Origin of the sequence: Companilactobacillus halodurans, assembly GCF_009600985.1 — a bacterium.
Classification (GTDB): domain Bacteria; phylum Bacillota; class Bacilli; order Lactobacillales; family Lactobacillaceae; genus Companilactobacillus; species Companilactobacillus halodurans.
The window spans coordinates 1-22312 of sequence record NZ_VDFP01000008.1 but is presented as its reverse complement, the minus strand read 5'-3'; the positions used below and the strand labels follow the sequence as shown (position 1 = coordinate 22312).

At 36.7% G+C, this 22312-nt stretch carries 18 protein-coding genes and 1 rRNA gene; 18 read left to right on the top strand and 1 reads right to left on the bottom strand.

Annotation, left to right across the window (positions count from 1 at the left end):
• Nucleotides 1-21: 21 nt before the first annotated feature.
• From gap to FHL06_RS05310, 11 genes are all read left to right on the top strand, one after another.
• On the top strand, nucleotides 22-1050 hold the full coding sequence (gene gap, locus FHL06_RS05360; RefSeq protein ID WP_153385203.1) for a type I glyceraldehyde-3-phosphate dehydrogenase: 1029 nt from the start codon (nucleotides 22-24) through the stop codon (nucleotides 1048-1050).
• A 108-nt stretch (nucleotides 1051-1158) separates the two neighbouring features.
• On the top strand, nucleotides 1159-2373 hold the full coding sequence (locus FHL06_RS05355; protein ID WP_153385202.1) for a phosphoglycerate kinase: 1215 nt from the start codon (nucleotides 1159-1161) through the stop codon (nucleotides 2371-2373).
• Between the two features lie 26 nt (nucleotides 2374-2399).
• On the top strand, nucleotides 2400-3152 hold the full coding sequence (tpiA, locus tag FHL06_RS05350) for a triose-phosphate isomerase (RefSeq protein ID WP_153385201.1): 753 nt from the start codon (nucleotides 2400-2402) through the stop codon (nucleotides 3150-3152).
• A gap of 82 nt (nucleotides 3153-3234) precedes the next feature.
• Nucleotides 3235-4536 (top strand): phosphopyruvate hydratase, encoded by a 1302-nt coding sequence (gene eno / locus FHL06_RS05345; protein ID WP_153385200.1) that lies wholly within the window; start codon nucleotides 3235-3237, stop codon nucleotides 4534-4536.
• Nucleotides 4537-4618: 82 nt separating this feature from the next.
• Nucleotides 4619-5677, top strand: a complete 1059-nt coding sequence (locus FHL06_RS05340; RefSeq protein WP_153385199.1) for an oxidoreductase — start codon at nucleotides 4619-4621, stop codon at nucleotides 5675-5677.
• A 9-nt stretch (nucleotides 5678-5686) separates the two neighbouring features.
• Nucleotides 5687-7228: a ClC family H(+)/Cl(-) exchange transporter gene (locus FHL06_RS05335; protein ID WP_153385198.1), complete on the top strand. Its 1542-nt coding sequence runs from the start codon at nucleotides 5687-5689 to the stop codon at nucleotides 7226-7228.
• Nucleotides 7229-7302: 74 nt separating this feature from the next.
• Complete coding sequence (gene secG / locus FHL06_RS05330) at nucleotides 7303-7539, top strand: preprotein translocase subunit SecG (RefSeq protein WP_162000264.1); 237 nt, start codon at nucleotides 7303-7305, stop codon at nucleotides 7537-7539.
• A gap of 54 nt (nucleotides 7540-7593) precedes the next feature.
• Nucleotides 7594-8331 (top strand): alpha/beta hydrolase, encoded by a 738-nt coding sequence (locus FHL06_RS05325; protein ID WP_153385197.1) that lies wholly within the window; start codon nucleotides 7594-7596, stop codon nucleotides 8329-8331.
• 8 nt (nucleotides 8332-8339) lie between these two features.
• Nucleotides 8340-10667: a ribonuclease R gene (rnr, locus tag FHL06_RS05320; RefSeq protein WP_153385196.1), complete on the top strand. Its 2328-nt coding sequence runs from the start codon at nucleotides 8340-8342 to the stop codon at nucleotides 10665-10667.
• Complete coding sequence (smpB, locus tag FHL06_RS05315) at nucleotides 10667-11143, top strand: SsrA-binding protein SmpB (RefSeq protein WP_162000265.1); 477 nt, start codon at nucleotides 10667-10669, stop codon at nucleotides 11141-11143. Before rnr ends, smpB begins: the two co-directional genes overlap by 1 nt.
• Nucleotides 11144-11256: 113 nt before the next feature.
• Nucleotides 11257-13056 (top strand): DUF2207 domain-containing protein, encoded by a 1800-nt coding sequence (locus tag FHL06_RS05310; RefSeq protein WP_153385194.1) that lies wholly within the window; start codon nucleotides 11257-11259, stop codon nucleotides 13054-13056.
• A 61-nt stretch (nucleotides 13057-13117) separates the two neighbouring features.
• Here FHL06_RS05310 and FHL06_RS05305 read toward each other — a convergent pair whose 3' ends face one another.
• Complete coding sequence (locus FHL06_RS05305) at nucleotides 13118-14701, bottom strand: Ig-like domain-containing protein (protein ID WP_153385193.1); 1584 nt, start codon at nucleotides 14699-14701, stop codon at nucleotides 13118-13120.
• A 260-nt stretch (nucleotides 14702-14961) separates the two neighbouring features.
• On the opposite strand from FHL06_RS05305, the gene FHL06_RS05300 reads away from it, so the two are divergent.
• The 7 genes from FHL06_RS05300 to FHL06_RS05270 form a co-directional block, all read left to right on the top strand.
• A complete protein-coding gene (locus tag FHL06_RS05300; protein WP_153385271.1) occupies nucleotides 14962-15606 on the top strand; it encodes a deoxynucleoside kinase in 645 nt (214 codons plus the stop codon).
• Between the two features lie 151 nt (nucleotides 15607-15757).
• Nucleotides 15758-16252, top strand: coding sequence for a QueT transporter family protein (locus tag FHL06_RS05295; RefSeq protein WP_153385192.1), 495 nt, complete (start codon nucleotides 15758-15760; stop codon nucleotides 16250-16252).
• 76 nt (nucleotides 16253-16328) lie between these two features.
• The gene (locus FHL06_RS05290) at nucleotides 16329-17528 is read left to right on the top strand and encodes a glycosyltransferase family 4 protein (protein ID WP_153385191.1); all 1200 of its coding nucleotides are present in this window, start codon (nucleotides 16329-16331) and stop codon (nucleotides 17526-17528) included.
• Entirely contained in the window at nucleotides 17521-18555 is a 1035-nt protein-coding gene (locus FHL06_RS05285) for a glycosyltransferase family 4 protein (protein WP_153385190.1), read from the top strand. The genes FHL06_RS05290 and FHL06_RS05285 overlap by 8 nt, the downstream gene beginning before the upstream one ends.
• Nucleotides 18555-19601 (top strand): lysylphosphatidylglycerol synthase transmembrane domain-containing protein, encoded by a 1047-nt coding sequence (locus FHL06_RS05280; protein ID WP_153385189.1) that lies wholly within the window; start codon nucleotides 18555-18557, stop codon nucleotides 19599-19601. The genes FHL06_RS05285 and FHL06_RS05280 overlap by 1 nt, the downstream gene beginning before the upstream one ends.
• Nucleotides 19598-21661, top strand: coding sequence for an LTA synthase family protein (locus FHL06_RS05275; protein ID WP_153385188.1), 2064 nt, complete (start codon nucleotides 19598-19600; stop codon nucleotides 21659-21661). The genes FHL06_RS05280 and FHL06_RS05275 overlap by 4 nt, the downstream gene beginning before the upstream one ends.
• Before the next feature lie 546 nt (nucleotides 21662-22207).
• Nucleotides 22208-22312, top strand: a 16S ribosomal RNA gene (locus FHL06_RS05270); the annotation flags it as partial.

The following is a 22312-nucleotide window of genomic DNA, read 5'->3' as shown; positions in this document are numbered from 1 at the left end:
TCCTGAAGGAGGAATTTTTGTATGACTACAAAAGTTGGTATTAATGGATTTGGCCGTATCGGTCGTTTGGCTTTCCGCCGTATCGCTGCTCTTCAAGCAGAAGGCAAAACAGATTTGGAAGTTGTTGCTATTAACGATTTAACTTCACCTGCTATGCTTGCACACTTGTTGAAGTATGATACAGCTCACGGTAACTTCAAGACAGATGCTATTACAGCTGAAGAAAGTGCTATCGTTGTTGATGGTAAGAAGATCCCTGTATACGCAGAAATGAACGCTGCAGACCTTAAATGGGTTGCTAACGACGGTGTTGACATCGTTCTTGAATGTACTGGTTTCTACACATCACAAGAAAAAGCACAAGCTCACATCGATGCCGGTGCAAAACGTGTATTGATCTCAGCTCCATCAGGTGACATGCCTACAGTTGTTTACGGTGTTAACGAAGATGTCCTAACAAAGGATGTTAAGATCGCTTCAGCTGGTTCATGTACAACAAACTGTCTTGCACCACTTGCTGATACTGTAAACAAAGCTTTCGGTATCAAAGCTGGTACAATGACAACAATCCACGCATACACAGCTACACAAAAACTTCAAGATGGTCCAGAACGTAAAGGTAATGTTCGTGCTGCACGTGCTGCTGCTGCAAACATCATCCCTCACTCAACTGGTGCTGCTAAGGCCATGGGTCTTGTTGTTCCTGCACTTAAGGGTAAGCTTGATGGACACGCACAACGTGTACCTGTTATCACAGGTTCATTGACAGAATTAGTTGCAACTCTTGACAAAGAAGTTACAGTTGACGATGTTAACGCAGCTATCAAGAAGAGAACAGAAAACAATGAATCATTCGGTTACAATGATGACCAAATCGTTTCATCAGATATCATCGGTACTTCATTTGGTTCAGTATTTGACCCAACACAAACACAAGTTGTTGGTTCAGGTGATGGCCAAGTTGTTAAGACTGTTGCATGGTATGATAACGAATCAGGTTTCACTGCACAAATGGTTCGTACACTTGAAAAATTTGCTACATTGGACTAATTATTTAATCTACATGTAATCGCAAAAACCTAATTTAGTGTGATTTAAATTGGCGGAGGGAGGAAACTCCTTCCGCCTTTTTTTAAGGAAAATATTGGAGGATTTATAATGGCAAAACTTATTGTTTCTGACGTTGACGTAAAAGACAAAAAAGTCTTGATGCGTGTTGATTTCAACGTTCCTATCAAAGATGGTGTTGTCGGCGATACTAACCGTATCGTTGGTGCTATCCCAACAATCAAATATGTTTCAGAACATGGTGGAAAGGTTATCTTACTTTCTCACTTGGGTCGTATTAAGAGTGACGAAGACAAGAAAGCTTTATCATTGAAGCCAGTTGCTGCTAAACTTCAAGAATTAAGTGGTTTGTCAGTTAAGTTCGTACCAACTAACGAAGGTAAAGAACTTGAAGATGCTATCAACGAACTAAATGATGGCGACATCCTACTTATGGAAAACACTCGTTTCCAAGATATCGATAATGACTTTGGTAAACGTGAAAGCAAGAACGATCCTAAACTTGGCGAATACTGGGCATCACTTGGTGACGTATTTATCAACGATGCATTCGGTACAGCCCACAGAAGCCATGCTTCAAACGTTGGTATTTCAACAGCCATGAAGGCTGCTGGCAAGCCAGTTGCTGCTGGATTCTTGATGGAAAAGGAAATCAAGTTCTTAGGTAATGCCGTTGACAATCCTGTACACCCATTCGTAACTATTCTTGGTGGTGCTAAGGTTTCAGATAAGATCGGTGTTATTGAAAACTTAATTCCAAAATCAGACCACATCTTAATCGGTGGTGGTATGGCATACACATTCTTGGCTGCACAAGGCCACAAGATTGGTAAGTCACTATTCGAAGCTGACAAAGTTGACCTAGCTAAGGACCTCCTTCAAAAAGCTGGCGACAAGATCGTACTTCCTGTAGACCACATCGTTGCTAAAGAATTCTCTAATGATGCTGATGCAACAACTACTGATGGCGTTGATATTCCTGATGACGAAATGGCTCTTGATATCGGACCTAAGACAGTTAAATTGTTCCAAGATAAATTAAATGGTGCAAAGACTGTTGTATGGAATGGACCAATGGGTGCATTCGAAATGAGCAAGTTCGCTGAAGGTACACTTGAAGTTGGACGTGCTATGGGTAACTTATCAGATGCTATTACTATCGTTGGTGGTGGTGACTCAACTGCTGCTGCTAAGAGCCTTGGTATTGCTGACAAGCTTACACACATCTCAACTGGTGGTGGTGCATCACTAGAATACCTTGAAGGTAAAGTATTACCTGGTATTGACTCAATTTCAGATAAATAATTATTTTTCACAAGGAGAATTAATTTATGCGTACACCTATTATTGCGGGTAACTGGAAGATGAACAAAAATCCTAAAGAAACCCAAGAATTCTTAGACGGCATCAAAGGCAAATTGCCAGAATCTGGCGTAGAAGCTATTATCGGTGCTCCAGCTATCGACTTGACAACACTTGTTGCTGGTGCTGAAGGTACACCTTTAAAGACTGCTGCTGAAAACTCATACTTCGAAGATGCAGGTGCATTTACTGGTGAAACTTCACCTAAAGCACTTGACGAAATGGGTCTTGACTATGTAATCATCGGTCACTCAGAAAGAAGACAATACTTCAAGGAAACTGATGAAGACATCAACAAGAAAGCACATGCTATCTTAAAGAACAACATGTTCCCAATCATTTGTTGTGGTGAAACACTAGAACAACGTGAAGCCGGAAAAGCTGAAGACTGGGTAACTGGTCAAATCGAAAATGCTGTTAAAGGTATTTCTGCTGACGACTTAGTTAAATCAGTTATCGCTTACGAACCAATCTGGGCTATCGGTACTGGCAAGACTGCTACTGCTGATCAAGCACAAGAAATGGTTCACGTAATCCGTGAAAAGATTGCTAGCTTGTACGATGCAGATACTGCTGATAAAGTAAGAATTCTTTACGGTGGTTCTGTAAAACCAGCTAATGTTAAAGAATTAATGGCTAAAGAAGATATTGATGGTGGACTTGTTGGTGGTGCCAGCATGGACCCTGAATCATTCTTAGCTTTGGTTAACTATAATAAGTAATAACTTTTATTAAGTTATTTATTTTAAGTGCCAAAAAGGTTAAAATTAGGTTGTATTAAATCATAAAGGAGAAATTTAAAATATGTCTGTAATTACTGATATTTTAGGCCGTGAAGTTCTTGATTCACGTGGTAACCCAACTGTTGAAGTTGAACTATATACTGAACTAGGTGGCTTTGGCCGCGCACTTGTTCCATCAGGTGCTTCAACTGGTGAACACGAAGCTGTCGAATTACGTGATGGCGACAAATCACGTTTTGGTGGTAAAGGTGTTCTTAAAGCCGTTGCTAACGTTAACGATAAAATCGCTAAAAAAGTTATCGGTATGGATGTTACTGACCAACGTGCTATTGATCAAGCTATGATCGACTTGGATGGTACACCAAACAAAGCTACTCTTGGTGCTAATGCTATTCTTGGTGTTTCATTGGCTGCTGCACGTGCTGCTGCTGACGAATTAGGTCTTCCATTGTACGAATACCTTGGTGGTCCTAATGGTCACGTTATGCCAACACCTATGATGAACGTTATCAATGGTGGTAAGCATGCTGACAACAACGTTGACTTCCAAGAATTCATGATTATGCCCGTTGGTGCAAAATCAATGCGTGAAGCCGTACGTATGGGTTCAGAAACATTCCACTCACTTAAAGCTGTTCTTGAAAGCCGTGGCTTGAACACAGCCGTTGGTGATGAAGGTGGATTCGCTCCTGACCTTGAAAACAACGAAGCTCCATTCAAGATTCTTGTTGAAGCTATCGAAAAAGCAGGTTACAAGCCTGGTGACGACGTTGCTATTGGTTTTGATGTTGCTTCATCAGAATTCTACGACGCTGATACAAAGAAATACAACCTTAAGGGTGAAGGCGAAAACGGTGCTAGCTTAACTGCTGACGAACTTATCGACTTGCTTGATGGTATCGTTGACAAGTACCCAGTTGTTACAATCGAAGATCCTATCGATGAAAACGAATGGGAAGACTGGCAAAAAGCTACTAAGGTTCTTGGTAAGAAAGTACAAATTGTTGGTGATGACTTGTTCGTTACAAACACTGACTACTTGAAGAAAGGTATTGAAATGGGAGTCTCAAACTCAATCCTTATCAAGCTTAACCAAATCGGTACACTTACAGAAACATTTGAAGCTATCGAAATGGCTAAAGAAGCTGGTTACACAGCTATCGTTTCACACCGTTCAGGTGAAACTGAAGATACAACTATTGCTGACTTTGTTGTTGCTACAAACGCAGGACAAATCAAGACCGGTTCAATGAGCCGTACTGACCGTATTGCTAAGTACAACCAATTGATGAGAATTGAAGATCAACTTGGTGACCAAGCAGAATACAAGGGTGGCAATTGCTTCTACAACCTAAAGAAATAATTACAAATGTGTAGTTGAATAAAACAGCCCTCTGGGCTGTTTTTTTTGTACAATATAAATATATTGTTGGAGGTAATATTAAATGACACTTAAAATTGCATTTATCGGTTTTGGTAAATCAGCTAATCGTTATCATTTGCCATACCTAAATATTAGAGACAAGTTTGAATTAAAGACCGTTTATACCAGAAAAGCTCCTAATGAATCTCTAGCGAAACCTTATAAAGAAAAGGGAGTTAAATTTACTAATGATTTAAACGACATTCTAAATGATTCAGAAATTGATTTGGTAACCATCTGTACTCCAGCCAAAACTCATTATGATTTGGCTAAGAGCGTTATTGAAGCTCACAAATCAGTTATCGTTGAAAAGCCATTTGTCGACACCTTAGATCATGCCAAAGAATTGATTAAATTAGGTCAAGAAAATAACGTCTTAGTTATGCCTTATCAAAATCGTCGTTTCGATGGCGATTACTTGGCAGCTAAAAAAGTTATTGAGCAAGGCTTTTTAGGTGATATAGTTGAAGTTGAGTCACACATTGACTATTACCGTCCTAATACTGTTAACGGTAAGGGGACTAAGGAACAAGGCGAGTTCTACGGTTTAGGAATCCATTTGATGGATCGTATGGTCGCTTTGTTTGGTCGGCCTGACCAAGTGGTTTACGATATTCGCAATACCGAAGTTGAAGATGCTGTGGATAACTATTTTGATGTCGACTTGCACTATGGTCAAAAGATGAAAGCTAAAATCAAAGTCAGCACAGATGTAGCTCAAGAATATCCTCGTTTTATAATTCAGGGTATGAATGGTTCCTTTATCAAATATGGTGCCGACCAGCAGGAAAATGACTTGAAAGCTGGTATCATGCCAGGAACTGATGGCTTTGGTGAAGACAGTCCTATGTATTACGGAATTGCTAAATATAGAAATTCCAATGGCGACTGGATTAAGAAACAAATTAAAACGCCACTAGGTGACTACGGTTTGTACTACGATTCTGTCTATCAGACATTAGTCAATCATAAGCCACGTTTAGTAAGCAATAAAGAAATTTTAACAGATATGGAATTATTGGAAGCTGGTTTTTACGAACCATCACCTTCAATCTACAATGTTCCAAAGCTAGATATGTAGGGAGTTATAATGAGGATAACAATTACTGATAATGAAAAAGTAAGACTAACGCTTGAGGGAGTTTTAGTTGGAATAATTTCAGGGGTCATCGTCAGTTTATTTCGCTGGTCGATTGCGAAATCCCTAAAAATTTATCAGGATATTTACATTGCAGCTAGAACTAATGCGCTTTTAATCATTGCTTTGTTAGTGTTGATGGTTGTTATTGCTGTTTTTGTAGGATTTTTGATTAAAAAAGAACCCAATATTTCGGGTTCAGGTATTCCACAAGTTGAAGCTCAATTAGGTGGAGAAATGAAACTTAATTGGTGGTCGATTTTGTGGAGAAAGTTCGTCGGTGGTATTTTGAGTATCGGTCCAGGATTATTTCTTGGACGTGAAGGACCATCGATTCAATTAGGAGCATCAGTTGGTCAAGGAATCGGTGACTTAACGCATGATAATGTCGGCGTTAACCAACGTGTCTTGATTGCCAGTGGTTCAGCAGCTGGATTAGCTGCAGCTTTCAGTGCCCCAATTGCTGGAGCAATGTTTGTCTTGGAAGAAGTCTATCATAATTTTTCACCACTAGTGTGGATAACTTCCTTGGCCAGTGCCGTCAGTGCCAATTTGGTGGCTTTATACGTTTTTGGATTGGAACCTGTTTTACAAGTACCTTACCAATACAGTTTGCCAGTTAAATATTATTGGCATTTGATTGTTTTAGGAATCATCTTAGGTTTGATGGGAAGACTTTACCAAGTCGGTACTTTATCAATGCCTTCAATTTTTGCTAAAACACGTTTACCTAGATATATCCATGGGATAATTCCTCTATTGTTGATTGTTCCATTAGGGATGCTGGTTCCCCAATTTATCGGTGGCGGTAACTCTGTTATCATCAATCTTGATAAATATGGTACGAGTTTGTTACTCTTGGTTGGTCTGTTAGTTATGAGATTTATTTTTTCATTGATTTCATATGGTTCTGGATTACCTGGAGGAATTTTCTTACCGATTCTGAATTTAGGTGCCATCATTGGTGCTATTTATGCTGTTTTTATGAATCAAATAGGTTTGTTGCCAATTTATTTTGAAAGCAATCTGATTATTTTTGCAATGGCTGGATACTTTGCTTGTATCAGTAAAGCGCCATTTACAGCAATTATCTTAGTCACAGAAATGGTTGGGTCATTAAAACATTTGATGCCTTTAGCCGTTTTGTCATTAGTTGCTTATATTGTGGTCGATTTGATGAATGGGGCACCAATTTATGAAGCCTTAAAAGAACGTCTCAAGATTAATTCGAAGTATTTAAATCGGGTCAGCAAATTCAATGACCGTTTGGAAGTGCCAATTTATGAGGGCAGTTCAATCGATGGTAAATACATTCGAGATATTCCGTTTCCTAAGAATATCTTGGTAGTTGCAGTCTATCGTGGCGAGCAACAATTGATACCTCGTGGCGATACTCTGATCAAAGCTGGCGATAGAATTATCTTTATGGTCAACGCTGGTCAACGTGCTAAAATAGCTAGGAAGCTGAAAGATTTGATTAATGGAATTAACTAGAAATTTGACTGCTTTTATGTTATTGTTTTAGGAGTGATTTCAGCTTTTAGACACCATGAACGGAGGTTTTACAGGTGTATAACATTATCGAAACAGTGTTGATAGTCGTTTCTATTTTGATTATTATTGCCGTATTAATGCAACCTACAAAGCAACAAGATGCTTTGAATGCATTATCTGGTGGTGGTGGTGACCTATTCAGCAACCAGAAGAAACGTGGCTTTGAAGCCTTCATGGTTAAGGTTACCTACGTTTTACTAGTATTGTTTTTCGTATGTTCACTAATACTAGTTTACTTATCATCTCACTAAGCAATTTATCCTCCTGAAGTTTGTCAGGAGGTTTTTTGTTATAAGGAGCTTTATATGAAAATTCTAAGACCAAAACCATTTTATTTTGACAGTGGTTCCAGTGCAGTGTTATTGTTACATTCATTTTCAGGGACATCTAATGATATGCGTCTCTTGGGTCGGTTTTTAGAAAGAAATGGATATACAGCTTATGCTCCAATGTTAGTTGGACATGGAACTTCTGAACCTTTAGATATCTTGCAAGAAGGATCTCCACAAGCCTGGTGGCAACAGACAAAGTCAGCAATTGATTTTTTAAAACAAGAAAATAAAACGAAAATCTATGTTTTTGGCTTGTCTTTAGGGGCTATTTTTGCCACCCAAGCAATCGAAGAACTTGATGACGTTGTCTGCGGGGGAGTATTTGGCTCACCTTTGTACAATAAAGAGTTCAATAATATAAGAAACGCCTTTATGACGTATGCCAAAAAGGTGTATTCTGTTCAACAGGGCTTAACAGATATCGAAATTGACTCTAAACTTAGAATTGTTGATTCTAAGATAGATTCGTTTTTAATGGAGATAAGAAAAGCGTCAGTAAATGTAACAGATAATCTAGCTGAAATAAAAAGACCATATTTTATTGGTCAAGGTACGAGTGATAAATTAGTAGATCCCAATGCTGCAACGGAAGTAGCAAAGGACGTTAAAACATCACAGCTACATTTATATAATGCAGGGCATGTTTTAACTATCAACAACGCTCATAATCAATTGCAGAGCGATGTTTTAAACTTTTTAGAAAATAATTGAGGATAGAAATGCCAGATAAAGAAAATAAATTAATTGCAGATATATTAGAGGTTTTCAGAAGTAATCCTGATCGCCGCTACAAATCTGAACAAATTGAAGACATTTTAAGAATGCACGGGGCATCAGCATTCAAACGTGTCGTAAAGGCTCTAGCAGTCCTAGAAGGTGAAAGCAAAATTGCTTTGACTAATAAGGATGAATTCAAGATGGCTGCACCAGAAACTGTCGTTGAAGGAACTTTTAAGGGTAATGATAAAGGTTTTGGTTTCGTAAGATATGACGAAGTTGAACCTGATGCCTTTATTGCTAGAAGCAATACCATGTTCGCTGTTAATGGAGATACAGTTGAAGTTAAGATAACTAAACCTTCAAATCCTTGGATAGATAAGGGTCCTGAAGGTGAAATCATAAAAATTGAAGAACGTTCATTGACTAAGGCAGTTGGTGAATTCCACGCTTATAGTGATGCTCAAGTTAAAAAGAGTGGTCATTACGGTTATGTTCAAAGTCATGAAAAGAAGATTGCTTCTTACATGATTTTCATTTCCGATAAGGGCTTGCACCCACAAATTGGCGATATGGTTCAAGTATCAATTGATGAATATCCAAATGCCAAGCACCCTCAAAGTATGGAAGGAACTGCTCTAGAAATCATTGGTAATAAAAATGATCCCGGTGTTGATATCATGTCAATCGTGGTCGACAACGATATCAATCCCGAATTTCCAAGTGAAGTCCTTAAAGAAGCTGAACAAATTCCTGATCATGTCTTAGATTCTGACCGTGTTGGTCGTAAAGATTTAACTGATAATATGGTTATCACAATCGATGGGGATGACTCAAAAGACTTTGATGATGCTGTCGGTTTAGATATGTTGCCAAATGGCAACTTCCATCTAGAAGTAGATATTGCCGATGTAACGCATTATGTCAAAGAAGGTTCACCATTAGATCAAGAGGCTTACGCTCGTGGTACAAGTACTTACTTGGTAGATCGAGTAATTCCAATGCTTCCATTTAGACTATCTAACGGTATCTGTTCCTTAAATCCGGGTGAAGACCGTTTGGCCCTTACTTGTGAAATGGAAATTGACCACAAGGGTAATGTTATTAATCATGAAATTTATCCTAGTGTCATTCAATCTAAATATCGTATGACTTACAACAACGTTAACGCCATTTTAAAGGGCGACGAACTGCTCAACGAAGAATATGCACCAGTTGTTCCAATGCTTAAAGAGATGGCGCAACTTCACGAAATCTTGTTCAACAAGCGTCATGAACGTGGAGCTATCGACTTTGAAGAAACTGAAGCTCAAATCATCGTTGATGAAAACGGTAAGCCAATCGACATTAAGTTGAGAGAACGTGGCACATCTGAAAAGATGATTGAATCATTTATGTTGGCCGCTAACGAAACTGTTGCCGAACACTACAATGTTAAACACGTACCATTCTTGTATCGTGTCCACGAAAAGCCCGATGAAGAAAAAGTTAAGAACTTCTTTGAATTCGCAGCCGCAATGGGTGTTCAGGTTAAAGGTAACTTAAAAGAAATCACACCTAAGATGTTCCAAAATGTTTTAGCTAGCGTTGTCGGAACACCTGAAGAACAAGTCGTAACTATTATGTTGTTGAGAAGTTTGCAACAAGCTCGTTATTCCGACGAACCTCTTGGTCACTTTGGTTTAGCTGCCAAGTACTATACGCACTTTACTTCACCAATCAGACGTTATCCTGATTTGACTGTTCACCGTATGATTCACAGTTATGCTAAGAACGGCTTTACTGATGAAGAACAAACTAAGTGGTCTAATAAACTGGACGATATTGCAACTCATACTTCAAGTCGTGAACGTGTTTCAGTTAATGCTGAACGTGCAGTTGACGATTTGAAGAAGACTGAATATATGGCTGATCAAGTTGGAAATACTTTTGATGCTGTTGTCAGTTCTGTGACAAGTTTTGGGATGTTCATTCAACTCGACAATACCGTTGAAGGTTTGATTCATATTTCAAATATGAAAGATGACTTCTATGAGTTTGATGAGAAGAGTATGTCCATGCATGGTCGTGGAACAGGTAAAATCTTTAGAGTTGGACAACCAATCAAGGTCAAACTTATCAGAGCCGATGTTGAACATCGTCAAATCGACTTTGAAAGAGTCTTAACTCCAGAAGAACAAGAGCAAGCTGATAAACGTGAAGCTGAGTTCAAGAAGAAACGTTCAAATCAACATGGTCGCGGACGCGGTGGACATGGTCGTCATAATGACCACCGTAAAAACGGCAATAATAATAACCATAAGAGACGTGGTAAATACGAAAGACGGTGATTCTTTTGAAGAAACATCATACAAAAGCTGCTAATGAAGTAGCAAACAATCGTAAAGCTCGCCATGATTATAATATTTTGGATACTTACGAAGCAGGAATTGCTTTGACTGGAACTGAAATCAAATCAGTTCGTGCCAGTAAGATGAATATTAAAGATGGATTCGTTCAAGCCAGAAATGGTGAACTTTGGTTAGAAAATGTTAATATCAGCATTTATGACCAAGGAAATATGTTCAATCATGACCCATTACGTAATCGTAAATTACTGTTGCACAAAAAAGAAATCCGCAAGATTACTTCAACTATTCAGGAAAAGGGAATTACTGTTGTACCTTTGAAAGTATATTTGAAACATGGTTTTGCTAAAGTTTTGGTTGGCGTAGCAGAAGGTAAGAAGCAATACGATAAACGTGAAACAATCAAAAGACGTGATCAAGAAAGAGAAATTCAACGTGTTCTTAAGAATGCGTATTAATCTCTTTAGATTGATCGCTTTTTTTTTTGCCAAAAATTTGGATAAATTATCTAAGTGCTTTGTCATAATTTTGGATATGATAAAATTAAATTAAATATTTCACGGGGTGCGTAATGAAGAAACTATGGGGAATTATCTTTGCTGTTTTAGGCGTGGCTATCTTTTTTCAGTCAGCAACAACAGTAAAAGCTGACGATTATACAATTAAGCAATATTTTGCTAATGCTGATATTTTAAAAAATGGCGACATTGACTTAACGCAACGAGTTACCTATCGATTCAATGGTGATTTTCATGGCGTCTACTATAACCAAGATATTCAGGGTATCAAAGGGATGTCGAAACCCCAGGTTTACTATGAAGATTCGGACCAAGATATTAAACCCTTAGTAGCATCTGATTCTGGACAAAACGATACTTTTAAAGTTACAAAAAGTAATAAGCAAGTGAATATCAAAGTCTATCACGATGTTTCATTTCAAAAAGTAACTTATATTTATAAATACAAATTGAATGGGGCAATCACTAATTATTTAGATACGGCTGAGATGAATTGGAAAATGATTGGTAGCGGCTGGGATCAAAAAATAAATAAAGCTGATTTACAAGTCAATTTGCCTCAAAAAAACGTTTCTAAGTTGCAAGCCTGGACGCATGGACCCTTAAATGGAACGACCAAAGTTAGTCAAAAAAATGGCCAGGTTAAAATGACGATAGATAATTTACCCTCAAATCAATTTGTTGAAAGTCATATTATTTTTCCAACGGCAGTGACTGCTGACAATAAAAATGTCATCAATAAAAAGGCTAAAGCTTCCGTTTTAAAACATGAAAAAAGATTAGCCCAAGCAGCCAATGCAAAAAGAAATCATAAAATTTGGATTTATCGAATCCTGATGATACTTGGATTTGCAGTTATTTTGATAATTTATCTTTATCACTTCATTTCATTGAAAAAGCATCCTACTAATAAGCATATTATTCCTACGCCATTGCATCATTTCTTCGATGAACCGAAATTTTTGCCAAGTATGACGCAAATAGTTTTAAATCACACGGATAAAGCTGATGCTCAGGCTTTAACGGCTGATTTATTGTACGAAGTCGGTCAACATCATTTAAAAATCGAGAAAATTGGAATTCATGGCAAAAATTATGAAATAACCGCCTTGACACCACCAACTAATGCATTCTTTAAGTATTTAATTGAAGAGATTGGAAATGGCGAGTCGGTTACCTTGAATCAAATCAAAGGGGTGGCTCGTTCCAGTGAAAAATTTGTGACACTCTTTGAAAATTGGTCCAAGGATGCTGCTGAGGGTAGAGAGAAGTATCTCGACTTCAAGAATATTAATATAATGGATAATTTCCGTGTGGCAGCAATTGCTAGCGATGTAATCCTCTTTATTATGATAATGATCAATATTTTGTTTGAACGACATATCTTATTATTCAGTACAATTGCAGTAATCTTAATGATTGCTGTTTGGATAATTTATTGGTATTTAAAAAAGAAAATTACTTTGTATACTGATGAAGGTGAAGTGGAGGTTAATCAAATTCGTGCTTTTAAGAGAATGTTGAACGATATCGATGATATCAAGATGGCTGAAGTCGGGGATGTGATTCTCTGGGAGCAGTTTTTGCCTTATGCAGTCGTTTTTGGAGTATCAGATAAAGTCATTAAGGCATTGAAGTTAAACTTCAGTACTGAGCAATTAGACCAATCGATGGTCATTCCATTTTATATTGGAGCAGGAGGATTTCTTGGCTCCAGTTCAACTGGCTTTCAGTCATCATTTACTAGTGCAATCACAGCCAGTGGTTCCTCAAGCGTTGTCGGTGGTTCTGGTGGATTTAGTGGCGGATCTTCGGGAGGATTTGGCGGAGGTTCCGGTGGTGGAGCTTTTTAAGACATTAAAAAAGGAGATTCCAAATTAATTTTGGAGTCTCCTTTTAATGTTTAAATTTTAATTATACATTACGACGTTTAAAATAAATAAGATTCGTTAAAACAAATAGTCCAATTATTGAAGTAATAATTCCTGAATCAGTACCAGTTTGTGGTAAAGCAGTATTTGAATCTGAAGCTTTTGAATCTGAATCGCTGCTGGATTGTCCCGGTTTAAAGGGATTAGTAATCAAACCTGCTTCTCCTTCTATTTCCTCATCATTGTTACTTGAAGGATTTTCAGGATCAACAATTACGTCTTCGTTATTGTCATCCTTATCATTACCTTCACCAGTATTTGGTTCTTCAGTATTATTGTCTTCATTATTATCTTCATCGTCTTTTACAGGTTCATTTGTTGTGAAGACATGTACAGCATCGGTAGTTGTTCCAGAAATTGTAAATGGAATCTGTGCTGTGTTCAATGTATAGCCAGTTGGAGGAGTTACTTCTTTGAAGTAATAATTGCCCTTTGCTAATTCGCCAACATTTATTTGACCAGCTCCATTAGTAGTTAAACCTGATTTAATTGGAGTATCCGAACCTTCTTGATACAGGTCATAAACAGCACCAGCTAGTGGGGTATTATTTTCATCGGCACTAGTTTTAGTTAAAATCACCGATCCTAGAATCTCGTTACCATTGCCACTACCAGAATTGCTATTTCCAGTGACGCTGCCATCGGCTACTCCAGAATTAGTTTCGCCAGAGGTTCCGCCACCCCATGTGAAGTCAGCGTGGTTTTTAAATTTAGTTCCATTTTCAGCATCAGCTGGATTATTGATTTTTGTTTGGAAAGTTACGGCATAAAATTGATTGTTGGAAAGTCCATTTAAAGTAAAGCCGCTACCAGAAGTTTCTTGTAAATTGTAGTCGCCATTACTTAGCAATTGACCTTTCTTATAGTAACCAGGTGATGACCAGTAAGCTTCATAAACATTGACAGTACCATCAACGTAAGTTTGTCCAGAACTAGGGTCGATAAAATCTTTGACCGTTAAATTAGGAAAATTTTCGCTATTGCGGTTGACTAGAATCGTCCAAGTTATAATTGCGTTGCCATTGGCATCTTTTCCAATGACTCCCTTTTTTGAGAAGTCGGCATCAGATGAAACTAAAGTCATATTGTCAGTGAAATTTCCAATCGTTACATCATTGTTTCCTACAACAGCGTCTTTTCCGGGTTGAACTCCGGTACCGATATTGATTTCACCAGCAAAATCGGTTTTATTTTCAACATTTTCGTTGAAAGTAACGGTCATACTATTTGAACTTTTGTTAAGGACGGCAGTACCAATCACATTATTATCACTATCATAGATAGAAATTCTTTCGCCATCTTTAGTAACCTTTAATGTATCTGGAAAATCAACTGTCCAAGTATCGCCATTTTGCAGTTGAGTATTTGCAGGTACTTTCCAGTCAAGCGTTAAATTAACATCGCTTGCTGTACCATAATCTTTTTGAGCTATCGACATTCCACTTAAAAGGTCATTAGTTTGGTAATCAGTTGCAGCCTCTGTAGTATTGGTCTGGCTATTGAAAATAAGAATCAAGCCCAATATTGCAAAAGCAACGACAAAAAATCTTCGTAAATATTTCCCCATTATTCTTCCCCTTTCTTTTTCAATACAATTCTAATTATAGAGGCAATAATAGTTTTTAAACAGGGGGTGGGGAAAAGAAAAAAGAAAACTTTATATTTAATTAAAAGCCTGATTAATCGGAGATTATCCGCTATCATAAGGCACCATATCTTGTGAAATTTGAGAAATCTATACAATATATAGATTAGAAGTGATATCATTATGAATGTTGTTTTTTTTACAAATTAAGATATTTAAATGAGGTATGGAGGAGAATAATGATGATCGTATTGAGCGGCGCAATTGGAGCCGGAAAAAGTTCATTGGCAACGGTTTTATCAGAACATTTAGGAACAGAGGCTTTCTATGAACAGGTTGATAATAACCCCGTTTTGCCACTATTTTATAAGGATCCTAAGAAGTATGCATTCTTATTACAAATTTACTTTTTGAACAAACGTTTCGAATCAATCAAGAAAGCGATGGTCCAAGATAATAATGTCTTAGACCGTTCGATCTATGAAGATTCACTATTTTTCCATATGAACGCTGATATGGGAAGAGCCACTCCACAAGAAGTAAAAGTTTACGATGAACTATTGGCTAACATGATGCAAGAATTACCATATGCTGCTGCAAAAAAAGCACCTGACTTATTAGTACACTTGGATATTTCTTACGATACAATGATTCACCGTATCGAAAAACGTGGACGTTCATATGAACAACCAGAACAAGATCCAACTTTGCCTGAATATTATAAGCAATTGCTTAGCCGTTATGATGGCTGGTATGACGATTATGATTACAGTCCAAAGATGAAGATTGATGGCGACAAGTATGACTTTGTTGAAAACCCTGAAGATCGTCAAAAGGTTTTGGATTTGATTGATGAACAATTACGTGCTCGCGGAACACTAAAATAGAAATTGATTAAGTTAAACAAAGACGCTACAGCAATCAAAGACGATTGCTGTGGTTTTTTTGTTACTTGCGAGTCGATTCAAAATAAGATAACCTATTAGAGGCAGTTTGCACTGGTAACCTGCTTTAATTAAAACAGTGGAGGGTTTTATTTTGAATAATTTGAAAACAAGGGATATTACACAATTAGCTTTGATTGCTGCACTTTATGTAGCAGTGACGATTGCTCCTGTAATTTCAGCTTTTTCGTATGGCCAGATTCAATTTCGAGTTTCAGAAATATTAATGTTGTTGCCATTCTTCAATCATAAATACAGCTGGTCATTGATCATTGGTTGTTTCATTTCGAACATTTTTAGTGCTTCTTTAGGAGTATATGATCTGATATTGGGGACTTTGGCAACTGCCATCGCTTGCTTGATCATCACTAAGATTCCTAAAAATGTTAAGTGGCTCTGGACTGTTCCAGTTGTTTGTGCCGTGGTAAATGGAATTATCGTTGGTGCTGAATTACATTTTGTGTTGAATTTGCCATTTTGGTTAAATTTTGTCACTGTTGGATTAGGAGAATTAGTTGTTGTCGCAATCGGCGCAATTATTTTCTATTTCTTGATGCAGAATCAAAATTTCAACAAATTAATCAATTAAGACAGTGAGAGGGAAGTGATTCCCTCTTTTTTTTGTTATAATCTATTCTATAAAGATTGTGAGGAGATGTGTTTATATGAATATCGGAATCTTTACCGATACATACTTCCCTCAAGTAAGTGGGGTAGCTACATCAATCCAGACATTAAAGAGTGACTTAGAAAGAAAAGGTCATTCAGTCTATATTTTTACTACAACTGACCCTAAAGTTTCTAAGAAGACAATTGAACCTAATATTTTTCGCTTAGCCAGTGTACCGTTTATTTCGTTTACGGACCGGAGAATTGCGATTCGGGGAATGTTTCATGCGGTTGATTTAGCTAAGGAATTAAAATTGGATATAATTCATACACAAACTGAATTTTCACTAGGTATGATGGGTAAATTTGTTGCTAAGCAATTAAAGATTCCCTTCGTTCACACATACCACACAATGTATGAAGATTATTTGCACTATGTTTTAAATGGACATTTATTAAAACCTTATCACGTTAAGCAGATGACACGCTTGTTTTTAAAAAATGCTTCTGGAGTCGTTGCTCCAAGTAAGCAAGTTAAAGAGACGATGGATAGGTATGGTATTAAAGCACCAGTTTCAATTATTCCAACTGGAGTCGATTTATCCGAATATACTAAACCAGTTAACGCTTCAGCTGTTCGTGAACGATTGGGTATTTCTGAAGATACGCCAGTGATTTTGATGTTAAGTCGAATAGCTCTAGAGAAAAAAATTGATCACATGTTGAAGTCAATGCCAGAGCTACTCAAATATAATCCTGAAATTATGTTGGTTATTGTTGGCGATGGTCCTGACATGGATGAATTAGTTCAGATGACTCAAGATTTAGGTATTAGCGATAACGTTATTTTTACCGGCGAAGTAGCACATGACCAAATTTTGCCTTATTATCATATGGCTAATCTTTTTGTATCATCAAGCGATACAGAATCGCAAGGCTTGACTTATATTGAGGCAATTGCTTCTGGAACAAAAATCGTTGTGAGAAGTGCACCTTACACTGATTCATTACTGACTGATCCATCAGTTGGCGTAACATTCAGCGAAGATGACCAGTTAGTACCTAAAATTAAGACCTATTTAGACCATCCCAAGTCTTTTGATGATCGTGAAGCTCGTCAAAAGGTATTGTATGGCATTTCATCAGATGGATTTGGCAATTCGATATTAGATTTTTATCGTCATGCTGAAGATTACTTCATAAGAGAAAAACTTTCAGATTCATCAATTGATCCAGAGGAGTATTCTAATGATTAAGATAAATATGTTTTCATCGGCTGATAAAGTAGCTGGACAAGGCGTTGGTAGTGCGTATTTAGAATTGATCAATTTGTTAAAAGAACGCTTTAGCGATGAATTTCAAATTAAGATCAATGATTATCACGCAAGCGACTTAAGTCACTATCACACAATTGATCCACAGTTTTATTTGTCGACATTTTCTAAGAAACGCGGACGTAAGATTGGCTATGTTCATTTCTTGCCAGAAACACTGGAGGGCAGCATTAATTTACCAAAGCCCGCAAGAAAAATTTTTTACAATTATGTGATTAGTTTTTATAAGCGTATGGACCAAATTGTCGTGGTCAATCCAACCTTTATTGATAAATTGGTTGCCCATGGCTTAGATCGAAAGAAAATCAAATATATTCCTAACTTCGTTTCCACTGATAATTTCTATGAAAAAACAGCTGAAGAGAAAGCAGCTTTTAGAAAGAAAATCGGTATTCCTGAAAATAAATTTGTCGTCTTTGGCGATGGTCAGGTTCAAGAGCGTAAAGGGATTGATGATTTTTACCACTTAGCTGAAATGAATCCTGATATTCAATTTGTTTGGGCAGGAGGCTTTTCCTTTGGTAAAATTACTGATGGATATGATCGTTATAAAGATATGATTGAAAATGCTCCCAGCAATATGAAGTTTACTGGAATAGTCAATCGCAATGACTTAGTGAATTATTATAATATTTGCGATATTTTCTTGTTGCCTTCATATGATGAATTGTTCCCAATGTCAGTTCTAGAGGCATTCAGTTGCGGGGCACCTGTTTTGTTGCGTGACCTTGATTTATATCGAGCAATTATTGACGGGTATTATCAAAAAGCTGAGGGCTTTTCCGAGATGAATGCTTTTATCAATAAAGCTAATCAGAATCGTTCTATTTTAAATGATTTCAAGCAAAAATCACGAGCAGCTTCCAAACAATACTCTGAAGATAATTTGAGTAAAATTTGGCATGAGTTCTATATGGACCAATATAAAATTGCCAAACAGGATAGATAATGAATAGAAAACAAATTGCAGCACTCTTTGTCATGCTGGGGTTAGGAATCAGTATTTTCTGGTGGGAAGCTCGAAAAATTGATTTCAATTCCTTAGTTTCGACTTTTAAGAATTTGAATTATTTTTGGCTTGCAGTAGCCTTTTTATCGATTTTACTGTCGTATGGCGTTGAAGCGTTAGTTTTGCATACTTTATTAAAGAAGAAGGAAGATCGAAAATTTGGCTGGTGGGAAATGTATCGAATTCCACTTATTCAAGCCTTGTTTAATGCAATCACACCTTTTTCTTCAGGTGGACAGCCAGCTCAATTAGTTGGTTTAATGCAATTAAAAATTGATGGTGGTAGAGCAAGTTCAGTTTTGCTAATGAAATTTGTTATTTATCAAGCAATGGTTTTAGTCAACTTCATAATTGCAATGGTAGTTAGTTTTCGAAGCGTTGCCAGACATTTTTCCGGATTAGCGACCTTGATTGTCTTTGGAATGGTGATTCACGTTGTGACCATTTCTTTTCTATTAATGATTATGTATTATTATGATTTTACGAAAAAAATGGTCCAAATCATTCTGAAACCGATTTTATTTTTTCTTAAAGAGGAAAAACGTGATAAAATTTTACAGTCAGCTACAAATAGTATTGACAGTTTCTATAAAGAAAGTTTAGTTTTGAAGCGAGAGAAGAAAAAAGTTGTCAAAGCGTCGTTATTAACGATTGTTCAGCTTTTTTTGTATTATTTTGTAGTTTACTTTGTTTTATTGGCATTGAATTGTGATCATGTAAATATTGTTGATGTATTAGTTATGCATATTATGATTGTAATGATTGTCTCAATCTTCCCAATTCCTGGTGGATCAGGTGGGGCAGAATTCAGTTTTAAGACACTCTTTGCTGGATTTATACCTTCTCCTTCAGGTCTTGTTTTGGGAATGTTTTTATGGAGATTTATTACGTATTATTTAGGGATGTTCTTGGGGATTATTGCTGTTTCGAAGAAACCAAAAATTGAACAACAAGTTGCTAATAAATCTATGGAGCGAAAACAATGAAGCGTATTACGAAATCAATTTCTAATTTTTTAAATACTAGGCTAGGTTTTGTGATCCTAGCGGTATTTTTATATACCCTGAAAACTATTTATGCTTATGAAAATAAGTTTAATTTAGGCGTTAAGGGTTCTATCCAAACATTTTTGATGATTATCAATCCAATTCCTATCATGTTGCTTTTATTTGGAATTGCCTTGTACATGAAAGGAAGAAAGTCTTATATCTTCCTTTTGATTGTTGACTTCTTGGATACTGTTTGGCTATTCTCGAATATCTTATATTATCGAGAGTTTTCAGACTTTTTAACAATGGTGTTGATCAAAGGCTCAGGCTCAGTTTCTAATAACTTGGGTAAAAGTATTATGGGAATCGTCAAACCGACTGATTTTCTAGTTTTTATTGATGTCTTAGTATTGATATTATTGTTGGCATTCCATGTTATTAAAATGGATGTCAAACGTCTCAATTGGAGAATTCCAGTTTTGGTCAGTTCTCTAGCAGTTTTATTATTCGGAGCTAATTTAACTCTTGCTGAAAGTGATCGGTCACAGTTATTGACTAGAACTTTCGATAATAATTATATTGTGAAGTATTTAGGTCTAAATGTTTTTAATATTTATGACATGGTTAAGACTACAAAAACTAATGCTGTTAAATCACAGGCTAAGAGTTCTGATATTGATTCGATTGAAAAATATATGAAGAATAATTATGTTCAACCTAATGTTGAATACTCTGGTGTTGCAAAGGGTAAGAATGTCTTCATCATTCACTTGGAAAGTTTGCAACAATTTATGATTGATTATAAGTGGGATGGACAAGAAGTTACGCCTAATCTGAATAAGATTTACCACGAAAACGATACCTTGAGTTTTGATAATTTCTTTAATCAAGTTGGACAAGGTAAAACAGCTGATGCGGAATTGATGCTTGAGAATTCACTCTTTGGATTATCAGAAGGATCAGCAATGGTTACGGATGGTACTTCGAGTACCTTCCAAGCTGCTCCAGCAATTCTTGATCAAGATGGATACACGACCGCCTCATTCCATGGGGATGTGCCAAGTTTTTGGAATCGTGATAATACTTATAAGTCATGGGGCTATGATTACTTCTTTAGTTCTAACTACTTTAAGCAGAAGAAGGATTACAACGTTGGCTATGGTATGAAGGATAAGATTTTCTTGAAAGATTCGGCTAAGTATATCGAGCAATTGCCACAGCCTTTCTATGCAAAATTGATTACGGTTACGAATCACTATCCTTACACCTTGGATAAGAAGAACCAAAGTATCAGTAAGACCAAGACCGGTGACAGTACCGTTGATGGGTATGTCCAAACAGCTCATTATCTTGATCAGTCTATTGGTGAATTTATGAATTGGCTTAAAGAAACCGGTTTAGAAAAGAATAGTATGGTCGTCTTATATGGTGATCACTATGGAATTTCCAATAACCACAATAAAGCTATGGCTAAGTTAACTGGTATTAAAGGATTTAATGACTTTAATGATGCTCAATACCAACGTGTACCATTTATGATTCACATGGATGGACTAAAAGGTGGTATTAACCATACTTATGGTGGTGAGATCGATGTCTTGCCAACACTATTGAATCTTCTTGGAATCGATAATAAGAATATGATTCAATTTGGTAGTGACTTGTTATCAAGTGAACACTCGCAAGTCGTGGCATTTAGAAATGGTGACTTTGTCTCGCCAACAGTAACTAAGGTCGGAAGTACGTACTATAATACAAAGACTGGTAAAGTAGATAAGAATATCTCCCAGGCTGAAAAGTCTAAATTATCTAATAAGGTTACAACAGAGCTATCATTATCTGATAGGGTTATTAATGGAGATCTATTGAGGTTCCATAAACTACCAGGATTTACTACTGTTAACACAAAAGATTACTCTTATAAGAAGAGTAAGGCTCTTAAGAAGCTTAAGAAGGCTCAAAAGAAGAACGGAACTAGTTTACTAGCACAAAATGATAATAAGTCCATGCTTGACTTGTATCAGACTGACGCGCCAGAATTAAGTTCTAATAAGTAAATAAAGGCACTGGAAGCAGAGAAGCTTTCGGTGTCTTTTTGTGTACAAAGAGGTTAAAAGCGTGATAGTATTATGAAATACGAGGGTAAGACTGATTAATTTACAAAAAAATCAACTTTTTTGTAAAAAAGGGTTGCGTCCCTCTTATCTAATTGGTAATATATATATCTTGTTGTTGCGACAGAGCAATGGCGACAAGGCTTTGCGAGTTTATCTCTTGGCTTTATCGCTTCAAATAATTTTAAAAAAGTTATTGACTTGGTCTTGTAACTTCGATATGATTATTAAGTTGTCTGTTAGACATCACCTAACATCTTATCAATTCGTTGATATCTTGTTAGAAAAATTATTTTAAAAAAGTTCTTGACATTAACTTGTCGGCTTGATAAACTAATTAAGTCGCTGATGAGCGTAAGCGCTTAATCAGCTGGTAGATCTTTGAAAACTGAACAAAGTTTTAACACTAAATTGTGTAGGCCAACATTTATTTGTTGGAATACAACGAAGTCAATTCGCTAGTAATATTTTTTATGAGTCACAAACTTTTAATATGAGAGTTTGATCCTGGCTCAGGACGAACGCTGGCGGCATGCCTAATACATGCAAGTCGAACGAGCTTTCCTGATGATTGATGCTTGCATCATGAATCAG

Excerpts from the sequence above, each read along its gene's own strand:
- gap (WP_153385203.1), top strand. The coding sequence starts at position 22 with ATGACTACAAAAGTTGGTATTAATGGATTTGGCCGTATCGGTCGTTTG.
- FHL06_RS05355 (WP_153385202.1), top strand. The coding sequence starts at position 1,159 with ATGGCAAAACTTATTGTTTCTGACGTTGACGTAAAAGACAAAAAAGTC.
- tpiA (WP_153385201.1), top strand. The coding sequence starts at position 2,400 with ATGCGTACACCTATTATTGCGGGTAACTGGAAGATGAACAAAAATCCT.
- eno (WP_153385200.1), top strand. The coding sequence starts at position 3,235 with ATGTCTGTAATTACTGATATTTTAGGCCGTGAAGTTCTTGATTCACGT.
- FHL06_RS05340 (WP_153385199.1), top strand. The coding sequence starts at position 4,619 with ATGACACTTAAAATTGCATTTATCGGTTTTGGTAAATCAGCTAATCGT.
- FHL06_RS05335 (WP_153385198.1), top strand. The coding sequence starts at position 5,687 with ATGAGGATAACAATTACTGATAATGAAAAAGTAAGACTAACGCTTGAG.
- FHL06_RS05325 (WP_153385197.1), top strand. The coding sequence starts at position 7,594 with ATGAAAATTCTAAGACCAAAACCATTTTATTTTGACAGTGGTTCCAGT.
- rnr (WP_153385196.1), top strand. The coding sequence starts at position 8,340 with ATGCCAGATAAAGAAAATAAATTAATTGCAGATATATTAGAGGTTTTC.
- FHL06_RS05310 (WP_153385194.1), top strand. The coding sequence starts at position 11,257 with ATGAAGAAACTATGGGGAATTATCTTTGCTGTTTTAGGCGTGGCTATC.
- FHL06_RS05305 (WP_153385193.1), bottom strand. The coding sequence starts at position 14,701 with ATGGGGAAATATTTACGAAGATTTTTTGTCGTTGCTTTTGCAATATTG.
- FHL06_RS05300 (WP_153385271.1), top strand. The coding sequence starts at position 14,962 with ATGATCGTATTGAGCGGCGCAATTGGAGCCGGAAAAAGTTCATTGGCA.
- FHL06_RS05290 (WP_153385191.1), top strand. The coding sequence starts at position 16,329 with ATGAATATCGGAATCTTTACCGATACATACTTCCCTCAAGTAAGTGGG.
- FHL06_RS05285 (WP_153385190.1), top strand. The coding sequence starts at position 17,521 with ATGATTAAGATAAATATGTTTTCATCGGCTGATAAAGTAGCTGGACAA.
- FHL06_RS05280 (WP_153385189.1), top strand. The coding sequence starts at position 18,555 with ATGAATAGAAAACAAATTGCAGCACTCTTTGTCATGCTGGGGTTAGGA.
- FHL06_RS05275 (WP_153385188.1), top strand. The coding sequence starts at position 19,598 with ATGAAGCGTATTACGAAATCAATTTCTAATTTTTTAAATACTAGGCTA.